This window comes from Rhizobium sp. M1, assembly GCF_002531805.1.
Lineage (GTDB): Bacteria > Pseudomonadota > Alphaproteobacteria > Rhizobiales > Rhizobiaceae > Rhizobium > Rhizobium etli_C.
Genome location: NZ_NWSW01000008.1, coordinates 128,430 through 148,439, shown reverse-complemented (window position 1 = coordinate 148,439; position 20,010 = coordinate 128,430). Strand labels below are relative to the sequence as shown.

16 protein-coding genes are annotated in these 20,010 nt (G+C 61.8%); 7 read left to right on the top strand and 9 right to left on the bottom strand.

Features of this window, described 5'->3' with window-relative positions:
• Positions 1–102: 102 nt before the first annotated feature.
• Positions 103–1,164: a DUF1963 domain-containing protein gene (locus CO655_RS09700; RefSeq protein ID WP_097664481.1), complete on the bottom strand. Its 1,062-nt coding sequence runs from the start codon at positions 1,162–1,164 to the stop codon at positions 103–105.
• A gap of 62 nt (positions 1,165–1,226) precedes the next feature.
• Here CO655_RS09700 and CO655_RS09695 point away from each other — a divergent pair, with 62 nt between their 5' ends.
• From CO655_RS09695 to CO655_RS09685, 3 genes are all read left to right on the top strand, one after another.
• Positions 1,227–1,589: a hypothetical protein gene (locus CO655_RS09695; RefSeq protein WP_097607754.1), complete on the top strand. Its 363-nt coding sequence runs from the start codon at positions 1,227–1,229 to the stop codon at positions 1,587–1,589.
• A 63-nt stretch (positions 1,590–1,652) separates the two neighbouring features.
• Positions 1,653–2,534, top strand: coding sequence for an MBL fold metallo-hydrolase (locus CO655_RS09690; RefSeq protein ID WP_097664480.1), 882 nt, complete (start codon positions 1,653–1,655; stop codon positions 2,532–2,534).
• Between the two features lie 25 nt (positions 2,535–2,559).
• Complete coding sequence (locus tag CO655_RS09685; RefSeq protein WP_097664479.1) at positions 2,560–3,333, top strand: aminoglycoside phosphotransferase family protein; 774 nt, start codon at positions 2,560–2,562, stop codon at positions 3,331–3,333.
• A 129-nt stretch (positions 3,334–3,462) separates the two neighbouring features.
• Here the strand turns inward: CO655_RS09685 and CO655_RS09680 are convergent, their stop codons facing one another.
• Together CO655_RS09680 and CO655_RS09675 are read right to left on the bottom strand one after the other, a co-directional pair.
• Entirely contained in the window at positions 3,463–4,506 is a 1,044-nt protein-coding gene (locus tag CO655_RS09680) for a magnesium and cobalt transport protein CorA (protein ID WP_097607807.1), read from the bottom strand.
• Between the two features lie 135 nt (positions 4,507–4,641).
• On the bottom strand, positions 4,642–5,352 hold the full coding sequence (locus tag CO655_RS09675) for a DUF4272 domain-containing protein (RefSeq protein WP_097664478.1): 711 nt from the start codon (positions 5,350–5,352) through the stop codon (positions 4,642–4,644).
• A gap of 200 nt (positions 5,353–5,552) precedes the next feature.
• On the opposite strand from CO655_RS09675, the gene CO655_RS09670 reads away from it, so the two are divergent.
• Positions 5,553–7,436, top strand: a complete 1,884-nt coding sequence (locus tag CO655_RS09670; protein ID WP_097664477.1) for a HAMP domain-containing methyl-accepting chemotaxis protein — start codon at positions 5,553–5,555, stop codon at positions 7,434–7,436.
• A 90-nt stretch (positions 7,437–7,526) separates the two neighbouring features.
• Here CO655_RS09670 and CO655_RS09665 read toward each other — a convergent pair whose 3' ends face one another.
• The 5 genes from CO655_RS09665 to CO655_RS09645 form a co-directional block, all read right to left on the bottom strand.
• Entirely contained in the window at positions 7,527–8,978 is a 1,452-nt protein-coding gene (locus tag CO655_RS09665) for an NCS1 family nucleobase:cation symporter-1 (RefSeq protein WP_097607759.1), read from the bottom strand.
• 158 nt (positions 8,979–9,136) lie between these two features.
• Positions 9,137–10,291 (bottom strand): alpha/beta fold hydrolase, encoded by a 1,155-nt coding sequence (locus CO655_RS09660; RefSeq protein ID WP_097664475.1) that lies wholly within the window; start codon positions 10,289–10,291, stop codon positions 9,137–9,139.
• Between the two features lie 76 nt (positions 10,292–10,367).
• On the bottom strand, positions 10,368–13,439 hold the full coding sequence (locus CO655_RS09655) for an efflux RND transporter permease subunit (RefSeq protein WP_097664474.1): 3,072 nt from the start codon (positions 13,437–13,439) through the stop codon (positions 10,368–10,370).
• Positions 13,436–14,521 carry an efflux RND transporter periplasmic adaptor subunit gene (locus CO655_RS09650; RefSeq protein ID WP_097664473.1) on the bottom strand — a complete coding sequence of 362 codons (1,086 nt, stop codon included), beginning with the start codon at positions 14,519–14,521 and terminating at the stop codon, positions 13,436–13,438. Before CO655_RS09650 ends, CO655_RS09655 begins: the two co-directional genes overlap by 4 nt.
• Positions 14,518–15,591, bottom strand: a complete 1,074-nt coding sequence (locus tag CO655_RS09645) for an efflux RND transporter periplasmic adaptor subunit (protein WP_097664472.1) — start codon at positions 15,589–15,591, stop codon at positions 14,518–14,520. The genes CO655_RS09650 and CO655_RS09645 overlap by 4 nt, the downstream gene beginning before the upstream one ends.
• 110 nt (positions 15,592–15,701) lie before the next feature.
• Between CO655_RS09645 and CO655_RS09640 the strand changes: the two genes are divergently transcribed.
• Both CO655_RS09640 and CO655_RS09635 read left to right on the top strand, forming a co-directional pair.
• Positions 15,702–16,334 carry a TetR/AcrR family transcriptional regulator gene (locus tag CO655_RS09640; protein ID WP_097607764.1) on the top strand — a complete coding sequence of 211 codons (633 nt, stop codon included), beginning with the start codon at positions 15,702–15,704 and terminating at the stop codon, positions 16,332–16,334.
• A gap of 177 nt (positions 16,335–16,511) precedes the next feature.
• A complete protein-coding gene (locus tag CO655_RS09635; RefSeq protein WP_097664471.1) occupies positions 16,512–17,549 on the top strand; it encodes a LacI family DNA-binding transcriptional regulator in 1,038 nt (345 codons plus the stop codon).
• Positions 17,550–17,587: 38 nt separating this feature from the next.
• Here CO655_RS09635 and CO655_RS09630 read toward each other — a convergent pair whose 3' ends face one another.
• Complete coding sequence (locus CO655_RS09630) at positions 17,588–18,619, bottom strand: AraC family transcriptional regulator (protein ID WP_097664470.1); 1,032 nt, start codon at positions 18,617–18,619, stop codon at positions 17,588–17,590.
• A gap of 169 nt (positions 18,620–18,788) precedes the next feature.
• Between CO655_RS09630 and CO655_RS09625 the strand changes: the two genes are divergently transcribed.
• The gene (locus CO655_RS09625; protein WP_097664469.1) at positions 18,789–19,940 is read left to right on the top strand and encodes an ROK family transcriptional regulator; all 1,152 of its coding nucleotides are present in this window, start codon (positions 18,789–18,791) and stop codon (positions 19,938–19,940) included.
• The last annotated feature ends 70 nt before the right edge of the window (positions 19,941–20,010 follow it).

The following is a 20,010-nucleotide window of genomic DNA, read 5'->3' as shown; positions in this document are numbered from 1 at the left end:
TTTGCTTTTGAGGCAAACTTCCTTTGGCGGAGGTTGTTCCACTCAACACGTCAATTCACGGCTGTATGGGCGTCGCGGCCGGCATCGGATTCCAGGTTCCGCTCAATCACATTGGTAGGTTACGCGCGCCCTATCGAACCGGCGCGCGGCGATATCTTCCTTGCGCATGATCACGTAATAGGCGCCCGGTTGCGGGATGCCCGCATGGCGGTCGACGCCGATCTGCAGGACAAGCTGCCAATCGCCGGCGGATTTCAACAGCTCCTTTGCGGCATCCGTTTCCCAGGCCTCCCCCCTGCCACAGTTCACACCATTGGCGGCCAGCTGACTGCAGGCCTGGAGGCCGTTCTGCAGCGTCTGTGGGAAGCCGCCGAGTTGATGATTGTCGCGATCGATCGCATCGGGCGTGCCGAACTGCTCCAGCCATTCCTGATAGGCTTCGAGCGCCTCGTCGTCATCGAGCGGAAAGGCATCCCACGATTTATCGTTGGGCGGGATCGGCGTCAGAACGGTTCGGGCCGATATGCGCGCGGCTCGAAAAATGCATGTCCATTCATCGCAAGAAATCGAAGACAGCGCCGCGGGGAATGGCACCCGGACGAGTTCGGCATGGGGCGTCTTGTCCCATATTACCTGCCACCCCACCGAAGCCTCGGGGGTGAAATCTTCCGGCTGCTCCCAGAAATCATAAAATACCAGCAGGCGGCCTTCGCTGGGAAAGGCCGGGTCGAACCCTTCTTCCTTGCTGAGTTCGAAAAGATCGACCTGAGCAAAGAAGGCCAGCGGGAATTCCGCTTCGATGGAATCGGCCCTCGCCTTGTATTCGCGGCTGAAGCGGTCGCCCTGTTCCGGCGTCATCCAGGAGCGCGGCTTTCTGGAATCCGCGAGAAGACGGTCGGCTTCCTTGCGATGTCCCTCGGCTCTCTGACCTGCATCCGGATAAGGCGGTCTTGTCGGCCACGCGCTCCCGCGCGGCAGATCGGGCCGACCGCCGATCTTGGATGCTCCGAGCGAAATCGCATCCTCGTCGCTCTCGGCCGTGGCCAGGAGAATGGCGGGTCGCGCCTGCGCGGCGAGACGGAATATGACGCCATCAGGCAGATCGGTTTCGTACAAGGAGAGAAAAAGGGCCTCACGATTTGCCGGTAGAGATATTGCCGCCATGCGCTAAAAGATTCCCTGACTGTTTCAAATCCGGAACCTATCGGGCGGTTGAGAGCGCATCAATGCTTCGATCCATACTCCTCACGATCGCACTGTCGGCTTGCGCCGCATGCCTCGCCTCCTGGAGCATCGAGACCGATCGCTCGACACCAGACAAGCACGGCCTGTTCGAAATCCGTGAGGAGGCCAGACGCTTTATCGCGCAGGAGAACGCCAAAAGACTTGAGCAGTGGGACGTGCTGGAACCCAACGCGAAGGTGCTGGTTCCTCGCTGCGCGGTGCCGCTTCTGGCTCAATGGATGCCGAAAAGCCTCGGCCGCTCGAAAGCCAGTGTGACGGTGATATGCTCAGCCGCCGTGCCGAACGGCGTGATGAAGCGGTGGGATGTGCATGTACCGGTGGAGCGGAAACCTGCCCGCCCGTAGAGGAAGCAGGCTAACATTTGAGATATTGATGAAATTCTCGCGATTATACAAAGGCCACCGGACGTGAACCCATCGATAGAATTGTGCTCCTATCCCGGACTCGACGAGCGGATCGTGATCGTCAGGGCAGGAGACGAGGTGGATGCCGTGTTTGTCAGAACCGAGAGGTTCAACGTCCTGATCGATACGCTCGGTACCCCTGAGCTTTGCCGGACGGCGCTGGATCTGCTTGAGGAAAAAGCCGAGGCCCGCCCGCTGATCGTCGTCAATTCGCATATGGATTGGGATCACTTCTGGGGAAACGCCGCCATTGCAGGGCGTGCTCCGATTATTGCGCATGCCGCAGCACTCGACCGTCTGCGCGATCCCGCGACACAGCAGATCCTGACGGACAGGGCCGGCGAGGAATCGCGGTTTCGCGATGTGCAGCTCATCGGTCCCGACATCACTTTCTCCGGCTCGATGGTTCTGAATGGCGGCGATCTGACGCTGGAACTCATTCACACGCCGGGACACACGCCCGATCATCTCGCCGTCTGGATTCCCGAATTGCGCATCTGCCTCGCCGTCGACGCGGTGGAATATCCCATTCCCGAGGTCTGGAGCAGAAGTGCAGATGATCTTCGCCTGATCCGCTCCTCGCTCGAGCGTATCCGCGACCTTGATGCGAGGCTGGTCATCCCTGCGCACGGCAGGACGTCCTCCCCTTCGACGGTCGATGAGAACCTCGCCTATTTCGAGACCCTGGCCGATCGTGTCGGATCCTTGAGCGAGAGCCGGCTCGCGGACACTCAACTCGGCAGTGCAAGCGGGTTCAGGCTCGAAGACTTCGTTGCCATTCCGGACGACATGCCTTCAGATACTTTGGTGTTCTACCGGAACTGCCATGAGACAAATCTCGGCGCCACGGTTCAGGCTCATATCGAAAAACGGAAATCCGCATAGATCTGTCGCCTAGGGAGGCCATGACGTGAAATTGCTGGAGGGCGGGCGGACCGGGCAGATCTGGCGCGACGGCAATAGCGTGATCCGACCATCAGGCGCATGGACGCCGACGGTGCATCGGTTTTTGCGCCATCTCAGGACTAGAGGCTTCCGGGCAGCGCCGGAACCCATCGCGATATCAGCCGAAGGCGAGGAAGTCGTCAGCTACGTCGCCGGGCGCGTCTGCGAAGACCTCAGCGATCCCTTTGTCGGATCGGAGCGCATGCTGATATCGGCAGCGAGGCTTCTGCGCGAGTTTCATTCGGCCTCCGAAGGTTTTCTGGAAGCGGATGGCGAGATCAAGGCATGGATGCTGCCGCCGCGGGAGCCGCGGGAGATCGTCTGCCATGCAGACTTTGCGCCCTATAACGTCGCCACCGTAGATCACGAGGCTGTCGGGATCATCGACTTCGACACCGCCCATCCCGCGCCACGCCTATGGGATCTCGCCTATGCGGTCTATCGCTGGGCTCCCCTCTCCGATCCCGCCAACCCGGCTGTCGTATTTGGTTTCGACGAGCAACTGCGGCGGGCGGAAATCTTCTGCACCGCCTATGGAGCGACGGTCGAAGAACGGCGCCGGCTTCCGGAAATGATCTGCAGGCGGCTTCAAGCCCTCGTCGACTTCATGCTGGCAAGTGCCGCAGCCGGAGACGAGACCTTTGCCGAGGATGTCGCGGCGGGAGACGCACGCCTCTATCTGAACGACATCGGCTATGTCGGCATGCACCGGGATCGGCTTTTGAAAGGGCTGTCCTGACTAAAGCGCGTCGCGATCTTTCAGATTCGCTCCTTGCGCTTTAGCTCTTAATTTTCGCGCATGTCGTTGCGGCAAAAGCGCTTTGCGCTTTGCCTGGAAAAACCGCTGCACACTTTTGCACGACATGTTTTAAAGCCACTTCCTCCGGCGGAAGAAGGTGAACAGGCTGAGGCAAAGGACGCCGATGACGCCAAGCACCGCGAAATAGCCGTACTGGAATTTCAGTTCCGGCATGTCGTCAAAATTCATGCCGTAGATGCCGGCGATCGCGGTCGGAACGGCGAGGATCGCCGCCCAGGCGGCGAGCTTGCGGGCAATCGCGGTCTGTTCCGTCTGGCCGATCATGACGCTCGCCTCGAAGGCGAAGGCCAGCACCTCGCGCAGCGCGTCGATATCTTCCTGAACCCGGCGCACATGATCAGTCACATCGCGAAACAGCGACTGCAGCGTCGGATCCATGCCGGGGAGGTCGATGTGCTCGTATCGCCGGCAGACATCCACCAGCGGCACCACGGCGTTGCGCAGCCGCAAGAGCTTGCGCCGCAACAGGTAAAGCCGTTCGATGTCGGATTTTTCCAACTGTTCGCGCAGCACCAGATCCTCGAGCTTCTCGACCTCCTCCTGCACGACCTCGATGACGGGCATGTAGTTGTCGACGATGAAATCGAGGATGGAATAAAGGATGTAGTTCTCGCCATGGGCAAGTGCGGTAGGCGTCGCCTCGCATCGCTGCCTGACTGCCAGGTAGGAAGAGGACTCTCCATGGCGAACCGAGACGACATAGCCGCGGCCGACGAACAGATGCGTTTCGCCGAAGATGATCTCGCCATCCTTCATATGGGCGGTACGGGCGACGATGAACATCGCATCCCCGTAAATCTCCAGCTTCGGGCGCTGATGGGGCTGCGCCGCATCCTCGATCGCCAGCGGATGGAGATTGAACTCGGCCTGCACCTGGTGCAACAGCACTTCATCCGGCTCATGCAGGCCGATCCAGACGATGGCATTCTCGCGGCTGCGCCATTCGCCGGCTTCTTCTATCCTGATGTCGCGAATGCGCTGCCCGTGCTGGTATACGGCGGCGGCCACCACGCCCCGCCGCTCATGCCGCGGCGATGCAGAGCCGCTGCCGGCCTGCGGGGAAACACTGTCCGGATCCTTCAACCGTTCCAAATCCTGCCGTCCTCCATTTCCAGACATGGCCTCGCCACGGCCGGCCTCCTCGCCGATCCGCGTGGTGGCGATCATAATGCTATTTCACCCAATATGCATCCGCCTTGGTGGAAGCCCATTCGGCGCAGGACAGCATCAAGTATCCGTGGAAATATCGTCCCAGTCCTGGCCCATGTAGCCGATCAGCCAATTGAGGGCGTAGTGGCGTTCGTAAACGACGCCCTTGTTCAATCCCGCCGGCGGCTCCTCGCCCTTCAGCCGCGCGTTCACCGCAGCCCAGTCGTAGCGGTAGATCAGGTCGGCAGCGTCAAGCAGCTCTTTCTGCGGGCGCAGCTTGGCGCGGCGCATCAGCCCGTCTGTTCCCAGTTCACGGAGCGTGTCCGCGATCAACGGAACATCGCAAATATGGTCCGGACGTTCGAGCTCAGGCGTTATGCCGAGCGCCCACAACATGACATGCACGCCTTCGTAGCGCCAGGTGAAGTTCACCCGATCCTGCTCCGATGGATCGGGATCGTCCATGAACGCTCGTTCCTTGGGGGTCAAGAAACTTGCCGCATCGAACTGCCGAATGAGGGTCTGGCCCATCGCGTGATCGCCGGTCTCGCCTTTCACGGCAACGATAGCAAGCGCGATAGCACGCTGAACGACAGCTTTGTTATCACGGCGGCGGCTGTCGCTCTCGGCCTCGATCGTCGGCAGATGATCGATGGTCGGCACGCCTTCCGACTGAAGCTGGGCGATAGACCGGGCTTTGCGGGCCTGCGCCTCGTCCGGGGCTTGAGAAACGGCCGCCTGCACCGGAAGGATCAATGCAAGAAGGACTGAAAATATGCGCTTCATCATTACTGGCTCCTGTCATCCCTGACGACTATCGATAGGCGTTTTCCTGTCTGAGCGAGATCATGAACACGCAAGGGGCGGCGAGTTTCCGGAAAACTGGTAAACGGCCCTGTTACCTTCCGGAACACATCGTTAAATTTTTTTCGTTACAAAGGGATAACGTCAAGCCGGTATGACGCCGGGACCGTTCGATGAGGACTTTAATGCGTCGTCCAAACATAAAAACGAGTTTGCTGTTGATCTTCAGCGGCATCGCCCTCCTTTTCGGTCTTGTCGCTTATCTCGCCGTCGATGGTCTTCGAAATACCAACGGTTCCACCGAGGAAATCGCCACCCGCTGGCTGCCGAGCGTGCAGGCTTCGCAGGCGATCAATCTCAACATGACGAATTTGCGCCTCGCCTACCGCGATCACGTCATCGCGCAGACCGAGGCGGAGAAAAAGGCGCGCGAAGAGTCCATTGCCGTCGCCGAGAATGCCATTCGCAGATCGGTGGACGCCTACCTTCCGCTTGCTTCGTCCGACCACGAGCGCGAGCTGATCAAGGCGATCAAGGAGAGCGTTGAGGGCTACATCGCCAGCAGCTCGCAATTGCTCGCTCTTTCGCGCGCCAACAAGACCGAGGAAGCCGGGCAATATCTGGGCGCTGGGATGCGCTCCTACTCGGACACGCTGAAGGAAGCGACGGCGAGCCTCGTCGAGCTGGATGTCAGCGGCAGCAACAAGGCTGCCGAACTCAGCAAGGAAACCTTCGCCTCGATAGAATTCTACCTTCTTGCCGCGATCGGATTTGCGGGATTGCTCGTTCTCGGCGCAGTCGCCTTCGTGCTGAAGAGCATCGCCAACCCGATCACCGGCATCACCGTCTCGATGCGGCGCCTGGCCGAGGGGGACACCGGCTCGGAAATCCCCTTTGCCGACCGCGCCGATGAGGTCGGCTCGATGGCTGCGGCAGTAGAGATCTTCCGCCGAGCGGCGATCACGAACAAGCGGCTGGCGCTGGAATCCGAAGAAAACCGCAACAAGGCGGAGGCCGATCGCGTTGCCGCCCAAAAGCAGGCGGAAGAAGACGCTTCGGAGCGGCTGCGCATTGCCACCTCGGGTCTTGCCGCCGGTTTGAAGCGGCTCGCCGCGGGCGACCTCGCCTTCCAGCTCAACGAGGCCTTCGCTCCCGATTTCGAGGCGCTGCGCCACGACTTCAACCAGTCGGTAGCACAGCTCGGCGCGACGTTGAGAGCAATTTCCGAAAGCATCGGCACGATCGACGAAGGCACGCGAGAAATTTCTTCCGGCGCCAGCGATCTTTCCAAGCGCACGGAGCAGCAGGCAGCCTCGCTCGAGGAGACGGCCGCCGCGCTGGAACAGATCACCGCGAACGTGTCGAATTCCAGCAAGCGGACCGAGGAGACGCGCACGGTCGCCACAGAAGCAAATCGCAGCGCCGGGATCTCCGCAGAAGTCGTCTCCCATGCAGAGGAAGCGATGGAACGCATCGAGACGTCGTCGCAGCAGATTTCCAACATTATCAGCGTCATCGACGAAATCGCATTCCAGACCAACCTTCTGGCCCTGAATGCCGGCGTCGAGGCGGCGAGAGCCGGTGAGGCCGGCAAGGGTTTTGCCGTCGTTGCCCAGGAAGTGCGCGAACTCGCCCAGCGCTCCGCGAGCGCTGCCAAGGAAATCAAGGGCCTGATCCAGAACTCCTCGAAGGAGGTAGAAAGCGGCGTCAAGCTGGTGCGCGATACCGGCCAGGCCTTGAAGACCATCGGCGGCTTCATCACCCAGATCAATCATCATATGGATTCGATCGCCACGTCTGCGAAAGAGCAGTCGATCGGATTGAGCGAAGTGAACGTCGCGGTCAATCAGATGGACCAGACCACACAACAGAACGCAGCGATGGTGGAACAGTCGACGGCAGCATCCGACTCGCTCGCGCAGGAAGCCCAGAAGCTTCGCGAGTTGATCGCCCAGTTCAGGCTCGACGATGCGGCCCACGGCCAGTCGGCAGCTCTTCGCTCGACGGCGAGGACGATGGCGCAACCGACAGCCCGCGCGGCCATCCATGCGGTGGCGGCACGCCGCTGAACAGGGGCGAATGACGGATCCCTGCCCTGACGGCAGCTCACGCAAACATAATATGAAGGCGCCCGGCCAGTACCGGGCGCCTTCCTTTCGTCATGACGCGAAGGCCGGATTGCGCCGCGCGCCCATTCTCAGCACGAAATAGATCGCCCCGCCGATGGCGACGCCGAAGAACCAGCCATAGGTGCCCCACCAGTCCGGCAGGATCGAGGTGAAGGTCGGCAGGATCGAAGAAAACAGTGCGCCCACCGCAAATGCGATGAAGGCATTGCCGTGCCATCCGTTCTGGAACCGGAATTCGCCATTCTCGTGGTAGAGCGCTTCGACGTTCAGTTGGCTCTTTCGGATGAGGTAGTAATCTACCATCATGATGCCGAAAATCGGCCCCATCGTCGATCCGATGAAATTGACGAAATGCGCCGCACCCGTCTCCCAGGGAGCAAACGGATAGAGCACGAGCGCGATCAGCGCGGCGATGTATCCCCCGCGTTTGAAGTTGATCTGACGCGGGAAGACATTGGCGAAATCGAACGCCGGCGACACGAAGTTCGCCACGACGTTGATGCCGAGCGTGGCGACCGCGAATGTCAGCGCGGCAAGCAGCGCCAGAAACCAGCTATCAAATTTCGCCGATATCATTTCCGGATGCAGCAGCACCTCGCCATAGACGGTGAAGGCCGCCGTGGTCGTGACACCCGCAACAAGGCAGAAGGCCAGGAGATTGATCGGCAGCCCCCAGAGATTGCCTTTCCTGAGCGCCTTTTCGCTCGTCGCATAACGCGAGAAATCGCAGAAGTTCAGGTAGAGCGCTGCGAAATAGGTGATCCAGGTGGCGGCCACCGCGGCAAGCGCCGCAAACGAGCCGGGCTCGCCCGGCACGCCGGCATCCTTGGTCTTTTCGATCAACACATCGCGCGGGATTTCCGAACCGAACGAGAAGGTGCCCGACTTGACGACCAGGTAGACGGCCAGGATCAGCATCATGATCCAGACGGCGGGGCCGGCCCAATCCTGGAACTTGCGAACCGTTTCCATCCCCCGCTGAATGATCAGCAGCTGCAGCGCCCAGACGATGACGTAGCAGATGAGTTCGAGGGTCGAGTGGCCGAGCATGTGGCTGTTCTGATGGAAGGCGAGCAGGCTCTCGTTCCTGATCAGCAAGGCGACGATCGCGCCGGATGCGGCGGCGGTCTGCGCTCCGTACCAGAAGCAGGCGACCACCGCCCGGACCAGTGCCGGAACATTGGCGCCGAAGGTACCGAAGGAGGCTCGCGCCAGAACCGGAAAGGGTACGCCGGTGCGCACGCCGGCATTGCCGACCAGGCTCATCAGAAAGAAGATCACCAGGGAGCCGATGCCGATGGCGATGACGAAATTGACGAAGCTGCCGCACAGCAGGAACAGGCTCGCCGCCAGATAATAGCCCCACAGGCTGTGGACATCAGACGTCCAGACGTTGAAGATGCTGAATGCACCCCATTTGCGCTCCGCGGCGGGTGCAAGGTCCTCGTTATACAACGAGGGAGACGGATCTCGAATGCTCATGAATGCCCTCCCATATCCCCTGTGGCGACTCGACCACGGGAGGAAGTCTGCGCTTCATTTAGGCATCTGACAATTTAATAGTCACATTGTACACAATGCTGATGACCATACTGTACAGATGCCTCCGGGCAGCGCCGCGGACAAGCGGTGGCCGCCGCCTATCGAGCGGCGGCGACCCGTCCGGCCAGTCGAAACGGACTTGCGACCGCCGCCCCGGCAGCATCGAAGACGAAGGCGCCGACGTCGCCGGCGCTCTGGCGTCGGCCGCTCTCGAAGGAGGCGAGCTGGGCGCCGAACTTGGCAAGCGATGCATAGCGATCGTGCCCCAGCCCGTCGGATGCCTCGATCGACGTGATGTCGATGACCCGAAGCCTTTCCTTCATGGCAGCCTCCTCGATGACGGGATCATTGATATCGAGACGCCCGACGCGCGGGCGCTCTCCCGCGATGAAGCTCGATGCCACGAGCGCCCGATCATCCTTCGAGACAAGAAGGGAGATCGGGATCGGCATCTGGCCGATATCCGTGAGCTGGGAACGGAACACGTCGACGTCGATATCGGGGGCGGCGAGCACCACGGCCAGCTTACCGACGACCTCGTCGCGATGCTGCAGCTTGAGCTGCCGTACCGTTTCCATCACCAGGAATCCGCCCATGCTGTGTCCGAACAGGATGATGCGCTTCACCTTGCCCGAGGCCGAAAGCGACGTGACGAGAGAGTCGAGTTCGCTGCGCGAGGAAAGCGCGGCATCGCGGTCGGCGACATATCCCGCGACGGATGCGGCCGAAGGCCAGGAAAACAGGATCGGAGCGCCCGGTATCTTGGCGTCCGCGGCGATCTGGGCGGTGCGATAAAGCGCCTCCTGATAACTGTAGTTATAGCCGTGCACGAAGATGCCGATGGTGCCGTCGGGTTGCACGGAGCCCAGCGCCTGCTTCACGAAGGCGTCCTTCGGCAACGGCTTGCGCTCGACGACGGCAAATTGCCGTTCCGGGTCCGGCTTCACCGTCGGGTAGACGATGGCGGTGTCCTTCCTGCCGGGCGGAACCGAAAACGTGTATTGCTCGTATGTCAGGTTCGCGGCCCATGTGCCGCCAAACCCGCCCCGCACGCTATCGGGCGCCCTATTGGTCGCGGCCAGGACGTTTACCCGATCCGGAACCGTTTCGGCATGAACAGGCTCACTGAGATGAACGGGCTTCAGGACTTCAGGCGATGGTCTCGTGGCGCAGCCTGCAAGCACCGCCAGGCCGATCGCGACTATAACGGCCGAGCCGGCCTTTGGCAGCTTTTGACAGTACCATTCCCTCATCGATTTGTTCCCCTGGAAACCGAGCGATGCAGCCGCCGACGCGGCGGCTGCTTTTGAAAGCCGTCAAAGCCCGTCCTCATGCTTCCGCCGCGGCGTCGGCCCGAACCCCCTCATCCCTCGGGATTCTGAACCAGGCGACGTAGAGCGCCGGCAGGAACAGCAGGGTCAGCGCGGTTCCGATGACGATGCCGCCCATCATGGCGTAGGCCATCGGCCCCCAGAAGATCTCGCGCGAGATCGGGATCAGCGCGAGGGTTGCGGCCGCCGCCGTCAACATGATCGGCCGCATCCGGTGTTCCGTCGCCTCGATGACCGCCTGCCACGCCGCAACACCTTCGGCGCGCAGATGTTCGATCTGCACGACCAGGATGACCGAGTTGCGGATCAGGATGCCGATCAGCGCCAAAATGCCGAGGATCGCGACGAAGCCCATGGGGGCATTGCTCAGCAGCAGCGCCGCGACCACGCCGATCAGCGCCGTCGGCGCCACCGCGAAGACCAGGAAGAGGCGGCTGAAGCTCTGCAGCTGGATCATCAGGATCGTCGCCATCGTAAACAGCATCAGCGGTGCCACGGCCGCGATCGGCCCCTGGGCTTCGGCGCTGGATTCGACCGCGCCGCCGACTTCCACCTTGTATCCGACGGGAAGGTTCTTCTGGAACTCTTCGACCTTCGGTTTCAGCTGCTCGACGATCGTGGCCGGCTGCGTCGAGCCGATGACGGCTGCCTTGAGGGTGATGGTCGGTTGCCGGTCGCGACGCCAGATCGTCGGCTGCTCGAGCTCGTAGCGGAAGTTCGCCACCGCCGACAGAGGCACGACCTTGCCGTTGGAGGTGGAGAGCTGCAGGTTCTGCAACGTCTGGATGGAGTCGCGCTCGGATGCCCTGGCCCGCCCGACGACGTTGACCAGGTAGATGTCGTCACGGATCTGCGTTGCCGTCGAGCCCTCGACGATGCCGTTGAGAGCGGTTGCGATGTCCTCGGAGGAGACGCCGAGCTGGCGCGCCTTGTCCTGCAGGACATCGACCTTCACCACGCGGGAAGGTTCGTTCCAGTCCAGAACCATATTCGACAGCAGCGGATGCGAACCGACGACGCCGGCAAACTGCTGGGAAATGTCGCGCACCTTCTGAATGTCAGGGCCGCTGATGCGGTACTGGACCGGCTTGCCGACCGGCGGGCCGATGTCGAGAAGCTTGACGAAGGCGTCGGTGCCGGGGAACGTCTTCGTCAGATAGGCCTGCAGATCGGCCCGCACCTTGTCGCGCACCTCGAGCCCCTTGGTGACGATCACCGTCTGCCCGAACGACACATCCGGCGTCTGCACGTCGAAGGACAGGATGAAGCGCGGCGCGCCCTGGCCGACATAGGTCGTCCAGTGGTCGATGTCCTTGTTGCCGGCCAGCATATCCTTCTCGAACTTGGCCATCTGCCGGTTGGTCTCGGCGATCGAGCTGTTGTGCGGCAGATTCCAGTCGATGACGAGCTCGGTTCTGTCCGAATTCGGGAAGAACTGCTGTTGCACCAGGCCCATGCCGCCGACCGAAAGGGCGAAGACGCCGACCGTCAGCACGATGGTGATCCAGCGCCAGCGCATGGCGAGCTTCAGCAGCCAGGAGAAGATGGCGGCGAAGCGCCCCTTCTTCTCGTGATGCGACTTCATCGTCTTCGGCAGGATGGTGACGCCGAGGAGCGGCGTGAACAGCACCGCCACGATCCAGGAAACGACCAGCGAAACCGCAATCACCACGAACAGCGTGAAGGTGAATTCGCCGGCGGCGCTGTTGTTGAGACCGACGGGGATGAAGCCCGCGACGGTGACGAGCGTTCCCGTCAGCATCGGAAAAGCCGTCGATGTATAGACGTGGGTCGCCGCCTTCCTGAGATCGTCGCCCGCCTCCAGGCGTGCCACCATCATCTCCACGGCGATCATGGCGTCGTCGACGAGCAGCCCGAGCGCAATGATGAGTGCGCCGAGCGAGATGCGCTGCAGCGAGATGCCGGAATATTCCATCACCACGAAGGTGATGGCGAGCACGAGGGGGATGGAGATCGCCACCACCATGCCGGCGCGCAGGCCGAGGCTGATGAAGCTGATGACGAGAACGATGACGATCGCTTCGAAGAGCGCGCGGGTGAAGCCCGAAACGGCTTCGTCGACGACATGCGGCTGGTCGGATACGCGGTGGACATCGACGCCGATCGGAAGATCGGCAACGACGCGTTTCATCTGCGCGTCGAGCCCCTCGCCGAATTCCAGAAGATTGGCGCCCTGCTTCATGCCGATGGCAAGCCCGATCGCCGGCTCGCCGTTGAAGCGGAACAGCGCTGACGGCGGATCGACGTAGCCGCGCGTGATCGTGGCGACGTCGGTCAGCGGGAAGAAGCGGTCGTTGATGCGCAGGTTGATCGACCGCAGGCTTTCCTCGGATGTGAACTGTCCGCTCACCCGCAAGGCGATGCGCTCCGGACCGGCATCGACGAAGCCGGACTGCGTGACGGCATTCTGGGCCTGCAGGGTCTGGATGACCGACTGCTGGTCGATGCCAAGCGCTGCGATCTGGCGGGTGGAGAATTCCAGATAAATCGCCTCGTCCTGCGCGCCGATCACGTCGACCTTGCCGACATCGGGCACGGTCAGGACTTCGGAGCGGGCGTTTTCCACCAGATCGCGAAGCTGGCGCTGGGTCAGCCCGTCGCTGGTGAAGGCATAAATGTTGCCGAACACGTCGCCGAAACGATCGTTGTAGAAGGGCCCGACGACGCCGCTCGGGAAATCGCCCTTGATATCGGCGATCATGTTGCGGATGCGCAGCCAGGTCGGCGCGACATCTTTTGCTTTGGTCGTCGGCAGCAGTTCGACGAAGACGGTCGTCTGGCCGGCAACGGTCTGGCTCTTGGTGTAGTCGAGCGATTCCAGCTCCTGCAGCTTCTTCTCGATCCGGTCGGTCACCTGCCGCGTCACCTCCTCTGCGGAAGCGCCGGGCCACTGGGCGGTGATCACCATCGTCTTGATCGTGAAATTCGGATCTTCTTCACGGCCGAGGTTCAGGTAGGAAAAGGCGCCTGCGAGAATGAAGACGATCATGAAGTACCAGACGAGCGAACGGTGTTCGAGCGCCCAGTCGGAAAGATTGAAGGACTTCACTGGCTGATCTCCTGGTCGATCCTGATGGCCTGGCCATCTTCAAGTTTATGCACGCCGGCCACGACCACCCTGTCTCCGAGGACAAGCCCTTCCGTGACGCGGACGGTGCCGCCGTCGACGACGTCGCCCGCGATCTTCACGCGGCGCAGCGACACCTTCTTGCCGGGCACATCGACGATCCAGACGCTCGGGCCGTCGCTGCCGGCAAGGATGGCCGAGGACGGCAGCACGATCTCCGGCTCCGCCGCGATGGTTGCAGCGGCAGTGATAACCGAGCCGAGCCGGAACGCTTCAGGCGGATCGGCGAGCGCGATTTTGGTTCTGCTGGTGCGGGTGGCGGTCTCCGCTTCCGGCGCGATCTCACGCACGACCCCCGAGGTGCGGATCGTCGGATCGAGTTGCAGCGTCACTTCGAAGGGCGCGCCGATCTTCAGTTTCTGAGCGGCTGCCTGCGGCACGTCGACGACGGCGTCGCGTTTGTCCGGCCGGGCGATGGTCACGACCGTCTGGCCGGCCGACACGACCTGCCCGACCTCGGCCGACGTCGCGGTCACAACCCCATCGAATTCCGCCCGCAGCTGCGCATAGCCCAGCTGCTCCTTGGCCTTGTCGAGATTGGCCTGTGCCTTGGCGACGGCGGCCGCGGCCGTCCGCCTCGCCTGCTCGGCCTCTTCGAGCGAGGCTGCCGTGCCCGAGCGCGTTTCCACCAGCGCGCGCTGGCGCTGCTCGGTGGTCACCGCGTTTCTAAGCTGGGCATCGCTGTTTTCCACATCGGACTGGGCGCTGCGCACGGCAAGCTCCAGCGCCACCGGATCGATGGCGGCCACGACGTCACCCTTCTTGACGATATCGCCGACATTGACGTTGCGGGCAATCATTCGCCCGAGAATCCGGAAGCCGAGTTCGGTCTCGATCGTCGGTTCGATCGTTCCAGTCAGGCTGAGGCTCGTGGCCGGCGTCTGCCTGACTGTCGTCGACAGCACCGGACGAGGCGTGTCCGCCCTCTCTTCTGCCTTCGGCGCGCAGGAGGAGATGAGGGCCGTGCCTAGCATAAGTGCGACTATCTTTAGACGAATACTCACTTGGAAGCTTCCTTAACGTAAGACACGATCTCACCGGGCCTGAGGAACTTGGTGCCGTCGGTCACCACGACCTCTCCTGCCGACACGCCCGACTTCACGACAAAGCTGCCGGTCTCGTAGCCGGCGACGTCGATCGCCCTGGCCGAAACGACGGAGGATGCCGGATCGACGATCCAGACGGCCGGCTTGCGGTCCTTCGAGGTCATTGCCGACCAGGGCAGCTGGATGACGTCCTGCGAGAGGTAGTTGAACCGCCCGACGACGGGAGCGCCCAGCGGAACGGGAGCATCGCTCGATATCGCGACCTTGACCTTGATGGTGCCGGTGGCGGAATCGATCGTCGGCGAAATCTCACGCACTTTCGCCGTGATCTTCTGTGTCGGATCCGACAACAGAGTTACCGTGCCGTCGCCGTCGATCGGACGCAGGAAGGCGCTTTCCACCACCTCGAAGACGGCATCGCGGTCGCCATCATGGGCAAGGGTGAAGACGACCTGGGCGGCCTGCGCCACCTGCCCGACCTCGGCATTGCGGGCGGTGATTACCCCGTCGGCGTCCGCCTTCAGCTCGGTGTAGGACAGGCTGTCCTGGGCGGTTTCGAAGAGCGCCTGCGCCGATTTCGTCGATGCCTGCGCCGTCAGAAGCGCCTCCTGTGCCTGGTCGAGCGCCGCACGGGTCGTCACCTGCGTTCGAAACAGGCTCTGCTGGCGGTCGAATGCAAGCTGTGCCTGGGTCTGCTGCGCCTCGGCCGACTGAAGATTGGCCGCGGCCACATCCAGGTCGGCCTTCTGCTCTTGCGGATCGATGCGCGCGAGAAGCTGCCCCGCCTTCACGGACTGTCCAACCTCGACCAGCCGCTCGATGATCTTGCCGCTGACGCGGAAGGACAGATCGGTCTGGACACGCGCCCGCACTTCTCCCGTGATCGCACCGCCCTGAACCAGCGGCTCAGGCTTGGCGACGACGACACCGACCTGGCGCGGGGTCGGCTCGGTCGGCCCGCTCTCATCGCTGCATGATCCGAGACCGATGGCGCATACGATCGCTGTGGCGATCAGAATGGTTCTCATAGTTGACCTCTTGCTCTCAACGGCAGCTCCTATATAATTGACTGACGCATTAGTCAATGAAACTTTGCGCCGCGGGGAAGAGGGCGCACGCAACAAAGGGGAGGCAGGAAATGGCAACTCAGAAGAAACTGACGCGAGCGGAACAGAAGGCCCTGCGGCCCGTCCAGATTCTGGACGCTGCCTTCGAGGAATTCGTCAGAAGCGGTTTCGCCGGCACGCGCGTGGAAGACATCGCCGACAGGGTCGGCGTCACCAAGGGCACGGTCTATGTCTACTTCGAGACGAAGGAAAAGCTCTTCGAAGCCATGATCAACCACTTCTCCGTGCCGTTTCAGGAACTGCTGGCGATCGCCGATCGGCTCAGCGGCAGCGCTACCGACAGGCTGATTTCCATTCTCGGCCTCTTCTACGAACAAATTCCCGAGGACCGCGCAACGCGTGAGTTGACGCGGTTGGTCATCTCGGAGGGGCAGCGTTTCCCCGACCTGATCGATCGCCACCACGATCAGTTCATTGCGCCGATCATCGCCAAGATCGACGCCCTGATCCTCGAGGGCGTGGCGTCGGGCGAGTTTCGCCCCATTCCGGTGGAATTCTCCGACATCGTGGTCGCGCCCATTCTGACGACGACGGTTCTGCGGCTGATATTCGACGACCGCCGCGTGCCCACTCCCAACAAGGAGGCCTTCCTGCGGACCTATTTCGACCTGCTGTTCAACGGTCTGCTCGCCAAGCCTCACTGATCGGCAATGGCTCCCGGCGCCCGCATTCGTCGTTCGTTTGCGGCAGCGCTGCAGCCGGTTTTCGCCGAAAGCGGAAAAATAGGCTGCGAGGCACGTAGATTTTCTGAAGTTTTTATGTGAAAACATCGAGTTAGCTAGCGCCTTCAAAGGCGCCACCTCAATTCGCGACGGAAGAAAGTGGAACGCAAAGTCAATCTCAAGGATGTCGCGCGCGACGCTGATGTATCGCTGAGTACGGCCTCGCACGCGCTGAACGGAACCGCGCCGCTGACCATCGAAGTGCGCGAAAGGGTTCTGGATTCGGCCAAACGCCTGGGTTACCTCGACCGCCGGAGAACGAAGGCGACGATTGCCGCCTTGCGTGTGTTGCTTCTCGCCATTCCGGGCGACGCCGCTCCGGAGAGCGACCTCAACCTGGTGAGCTGGACAATCCTCAACGGCCTTAGAAAGGAGTGCGAGCGCCGCGGCATCCGAATCGTGCCTTTCGTCAGCACCGGCCGGCGTATCGACGGCGCTGAGGTCCGGCAGATCGCGCTTGCGGAGCACGCCGACGGCATCGTGGTCCTGAACGACGATCAGCCGGAACTGATCCGCAGTCTCGCTTCGGCCGATATGCCCGTCGTCATCGTCAACGGCGAGGATCCGACCATGCTGGTCGATACGGTGACACCCGAAAACCGCTTCGGCGCCCGGCTCGGCATCGAGCACCTGCTGGCGCTCGGACATCGCCGCATCCTGCACCTGACCTGGAAGGGGCGCACGACCATTCAGCGCCGATATGACGGCTTCTCCGATGCCTATTTCGCCGCTCAGCTTCCGGTGCCCGAGGAGATGCTCGTCGAGGCCGAGGGATATGAGCCCCGGCATGGCGAAGCTGCCATCAATGCGCTGCTCGATCGCGATCCGACGATGAAAGGCGCCACCGCCGTCTTCTGCGCCGCCGACAACCTGGCGCTCGGCTGCCTGAAAGCACTGGCCGATCGCGACATCCGCGTGCCCGAGGAGATCTCGGTCCTCGGCTTCGACGACATCGTTCCCGGCGAATTCAGCCGCCCGCCACTCTCGACGGTCCGCGTGCCCACCGACAAGCTCGGTGCCGCGGCGCTCGCGCTTATCGAACAGAGGCTGATCGCCAACGACCCCCAACGGCCGGCCCATCGCCTGGAGCTCGGATGCCATCTCGTCCTGCGCGGCAGCGTCGCACCGCCTGGTTAACCGCCGGGAAGACCGGGACTCGAATTCCAAAGCTCAGATCAGCGCAAACGTTCGGCCCGCAGCCGGGTATCCCGCGGGCTCTCACCAAAGGTGCTGCGGTAAACAATGGAGAACCTGCCCGCATGGGCAAAACCCCATATCGCGCAGATTTCCCGGACGGATTGCTGGTTCGTCGGATCCCGCAACTGCTCGCGAGCGGCCTGCAGCCGGATCGTGCGAAGGTAACCGGCCGGCGACGTCCCCCGGAAAGCTTTGAAGCCCGTCTGCAGCGCGCGCAGGGAAACACCGACATCATCGGCAACCATCGTCATGGTGAGAGGTTCCGCGATATTGGCATGCATGTAGTCGATCGCCCGTCGGACATGCCAAGGTGCAATCAGCGACACTTTCTTTTTTTCCAGATGGTCGGAAAGACGGTGTCGGCCAAATCGGATCACCAGGTGAGCGAGGGTCTCGCTCATCGCCGCTGCGGCAAGGGGGGAAGATAGAAGCGGGCCGCTTTCGCGCATGCCCTGCACAACCGTCCGGGCCAGATTGCCGATGAGCTGCCCGGGCTGAGTGGAGAGATCCAGGACGGGCTCGAGGTCGAGCGACTCGGAGAGCGGCGTCTCCACCAGCGAAGAGAGCACTCGCTTTACGACCTTCCAGTCCAGGAAGAGGACATCCGAGCGATGCGGGCCACCCTGGATCACGCGATCACCGGCCTCATGGTTATTGGCCATGAGAAGGTGTCCGGCCCCGCTTTCGACCGTTCTCTTGCCGACAGACAAGCGAAAGGAACCTGTATACGGCATGTAAAACGCAAGATGTTGCGGGCTTTCGTCGAGCGTTCGGATTGTCCAGGAACTCTGATATACGGAATGAAACATCGTGAATGCCTCAGTCCGTCTCAAATCTGCCGCCCAGGCAAAACTCCGGTCGTTACTCAGCGGCTGTCCGCCGAAAACCCCATAGCCTGTCGAAAAGGCCTGAACCATCGATTCGAAGTTCGCGCCTTCATGCGTCGGCACAAAACCGTAACCCTCATGCTCAGGAGCGCGGGCAGTATTCTCAGGTCTCAATGATCTCATGCAACTCGATTCTTTTCCTTGCCACATGACATGTCATCTCGACTGGTATGACCAATCTCGATGAGGTAAGCAGGACCGGCGAAACCACGGATGACTTCCTTGCCCCGCAGAAGCAAAGCGTCCCCTTCACCTGCTTCACACTCACAGTGTAAATCAAAATGATCGGAAAATGAAGTACGTTCCTCTGGACCATGTCGCCCCCCATTTCCTGCAAGACGCACAACCGACGCGGGTGGCTTCTCGCAATGAACGGGACGTCTTGCGGTTGATCTGGAAGTCGCCCGGCATTGAGCGCTCCGATCTGACCGAGCCGCTCGATCTGACCCAGCAATCGCTGCACAGGATCGTCGGACGCCTTCACGAGCGGGGAATGCTCGTCTTTTCCCAATCGGAGAACCGGCGCGCCGGACCGCCGAGTCCGGAGCTGACGCTCCGAAAGGACTGGTGTCTCACGCTCGGCATCTCCGTCAACGTCGGCTCCATCAGCCTTTGCCTCATGGGTTTCGGCGAGCCGTTGGAGAATATGGAAATTCCGCAGACCGGCTCCTCGCTATCCCTGGAGATGGACCGAATCGAAGCGGCGGTCGAAGACATTCTTGCCCGGCGCGGCGCGGGGCGGCGCGATGTTCTCGGCGTCGGCCTGGCGGTCGCCGGCCACCGCATGCTGGAAACGGCATTCAACTGTCCGCTGCCGCTCGCCCATTGGTCGCTGATCGATCTCGCGCCCGTGCTTGGAGAGCGCCTTGGTCTGCCGGTCTGGGCTGACAATGTCGCCAGGACCGCTGCCTTGGCGGAAGCAATCTTCGGCGTCGGCCGCGATGTCGCCGATTTCGCCTATATCGCCCACCTTCATGGCTATGGCGGCGGCCTGGTTTGCGGGGGCATGCCATTTCGCGGCAGCTTCGGAAACGCCGGGGAATTTTCCGTTCTCTTCGGACGTCAGGATTACGACGATCGACCCGCCCTCAACCAACTGCTCGAACATCTTCGCACCAAGGGGCGCCTGGGGCTGACCCTGAAGGACCTGAAGAACGAAAATCTGGTGGATTGGGACGGCGTCGAGGAGTGGATCGACCGTGTCACGCCGGCCCACAATCGGGCCATCAACGCGATCTGCGCGATCTTCGACCCGGCCTTGATCGTGCTGGGCGGCGAGCTTCCGCATTCACTTGCAAGAATGCTGATCGAACGGACCGAATTCAATAATCTGCCTCGGCACGGCGCATTGCGCGACGTTCCGCGGCTTGCCGTGGCGCAGATCATCGATGCCCCCGGCGCCATCGGTGCGGCCTTGATCCCGCTCTTCGAAACCGTTTTGTGATTTTTCGCCCGCAGCAGGGTGCTGGTTGCGGGCATTGCCTCACACGACATTGAAGCGGCTCAGGCGATCG

Excerpts from the sequence above, each read along its gene's own strand:
- CO655_RS09700 (WP_097664481.1), bottom strand. The coding sequence starts at position 1,164 with ATGGCGGCAATATCTCTACCGGCAAATCGTGAGGCCCTTTTTCTCTCC.
- CO655_RS09695 (WP_097607754.1), top strand. The coding sequence starts at position 1,227 with ATGCTTCGATCCATACTCCTCACGATCGCACTGTCGGCTTGCGCCGCA.
- CO655_RS09675 (WP_097664478.1), bottom strand. The coding sequence starts at position 5,352 with ATGATGAAGCGCATATTTTCAGTCCTTCTTGCATTGATCCTTCCGGTG.
- CO655_RS09670 (WP_097664477.1), top strand. The coding sequence starts at position 5,553 with ATGCGTCGTCCAAACATAAAAACGAGTTTGCTGTTGATCTTCAGCGGC.
- CO655_RS09665 (WP_097607759.1), bottom strand. The coding sequence starts at position 8,978 with ATGAGCATTCGAGATCCGTCTCCCTCGTTGTATAACGAGGACCTTGCA.
- CO655_RS09660 (WP_097664475.1), bottom strand. The coding sequence starts at position 10,291 with ATGAGGGAATGGTACTGTCAAAAGCTGCCAAAGGCCGGCTCGGCCGTT.
- CO655_RS09645 (WP_097664472.1), bottom strand. The coding sequence starts at position 15,591 with ATGAGAACCATTCTGATCGCCACAGCGATCGTATGCGCCATCGGTCTC.
- CO655_RS09640 (WP_097607764.1), top strand. The coding sequence starts at position 15,702 with ATGGCAACTCAGAAGAAACTGACGCGAGCGGAACAGAAGGCCCTGCGG.
- CO655_RS09630 (WP_097664470.1), bottom strand. The coding sequence starts at position 18,619 with ATGAGATCATTGAGACCTGAGAATACTGCCCGCGCTCCTGAGCATGAG.
- CO655_RS09625 (WP_097664469.1), top strand. The coding sequence starts at position 18,789 with ATGAAGTACGTTCCTCTGGACCATGTCGCCCCCCATTTCCTGCAAGAC.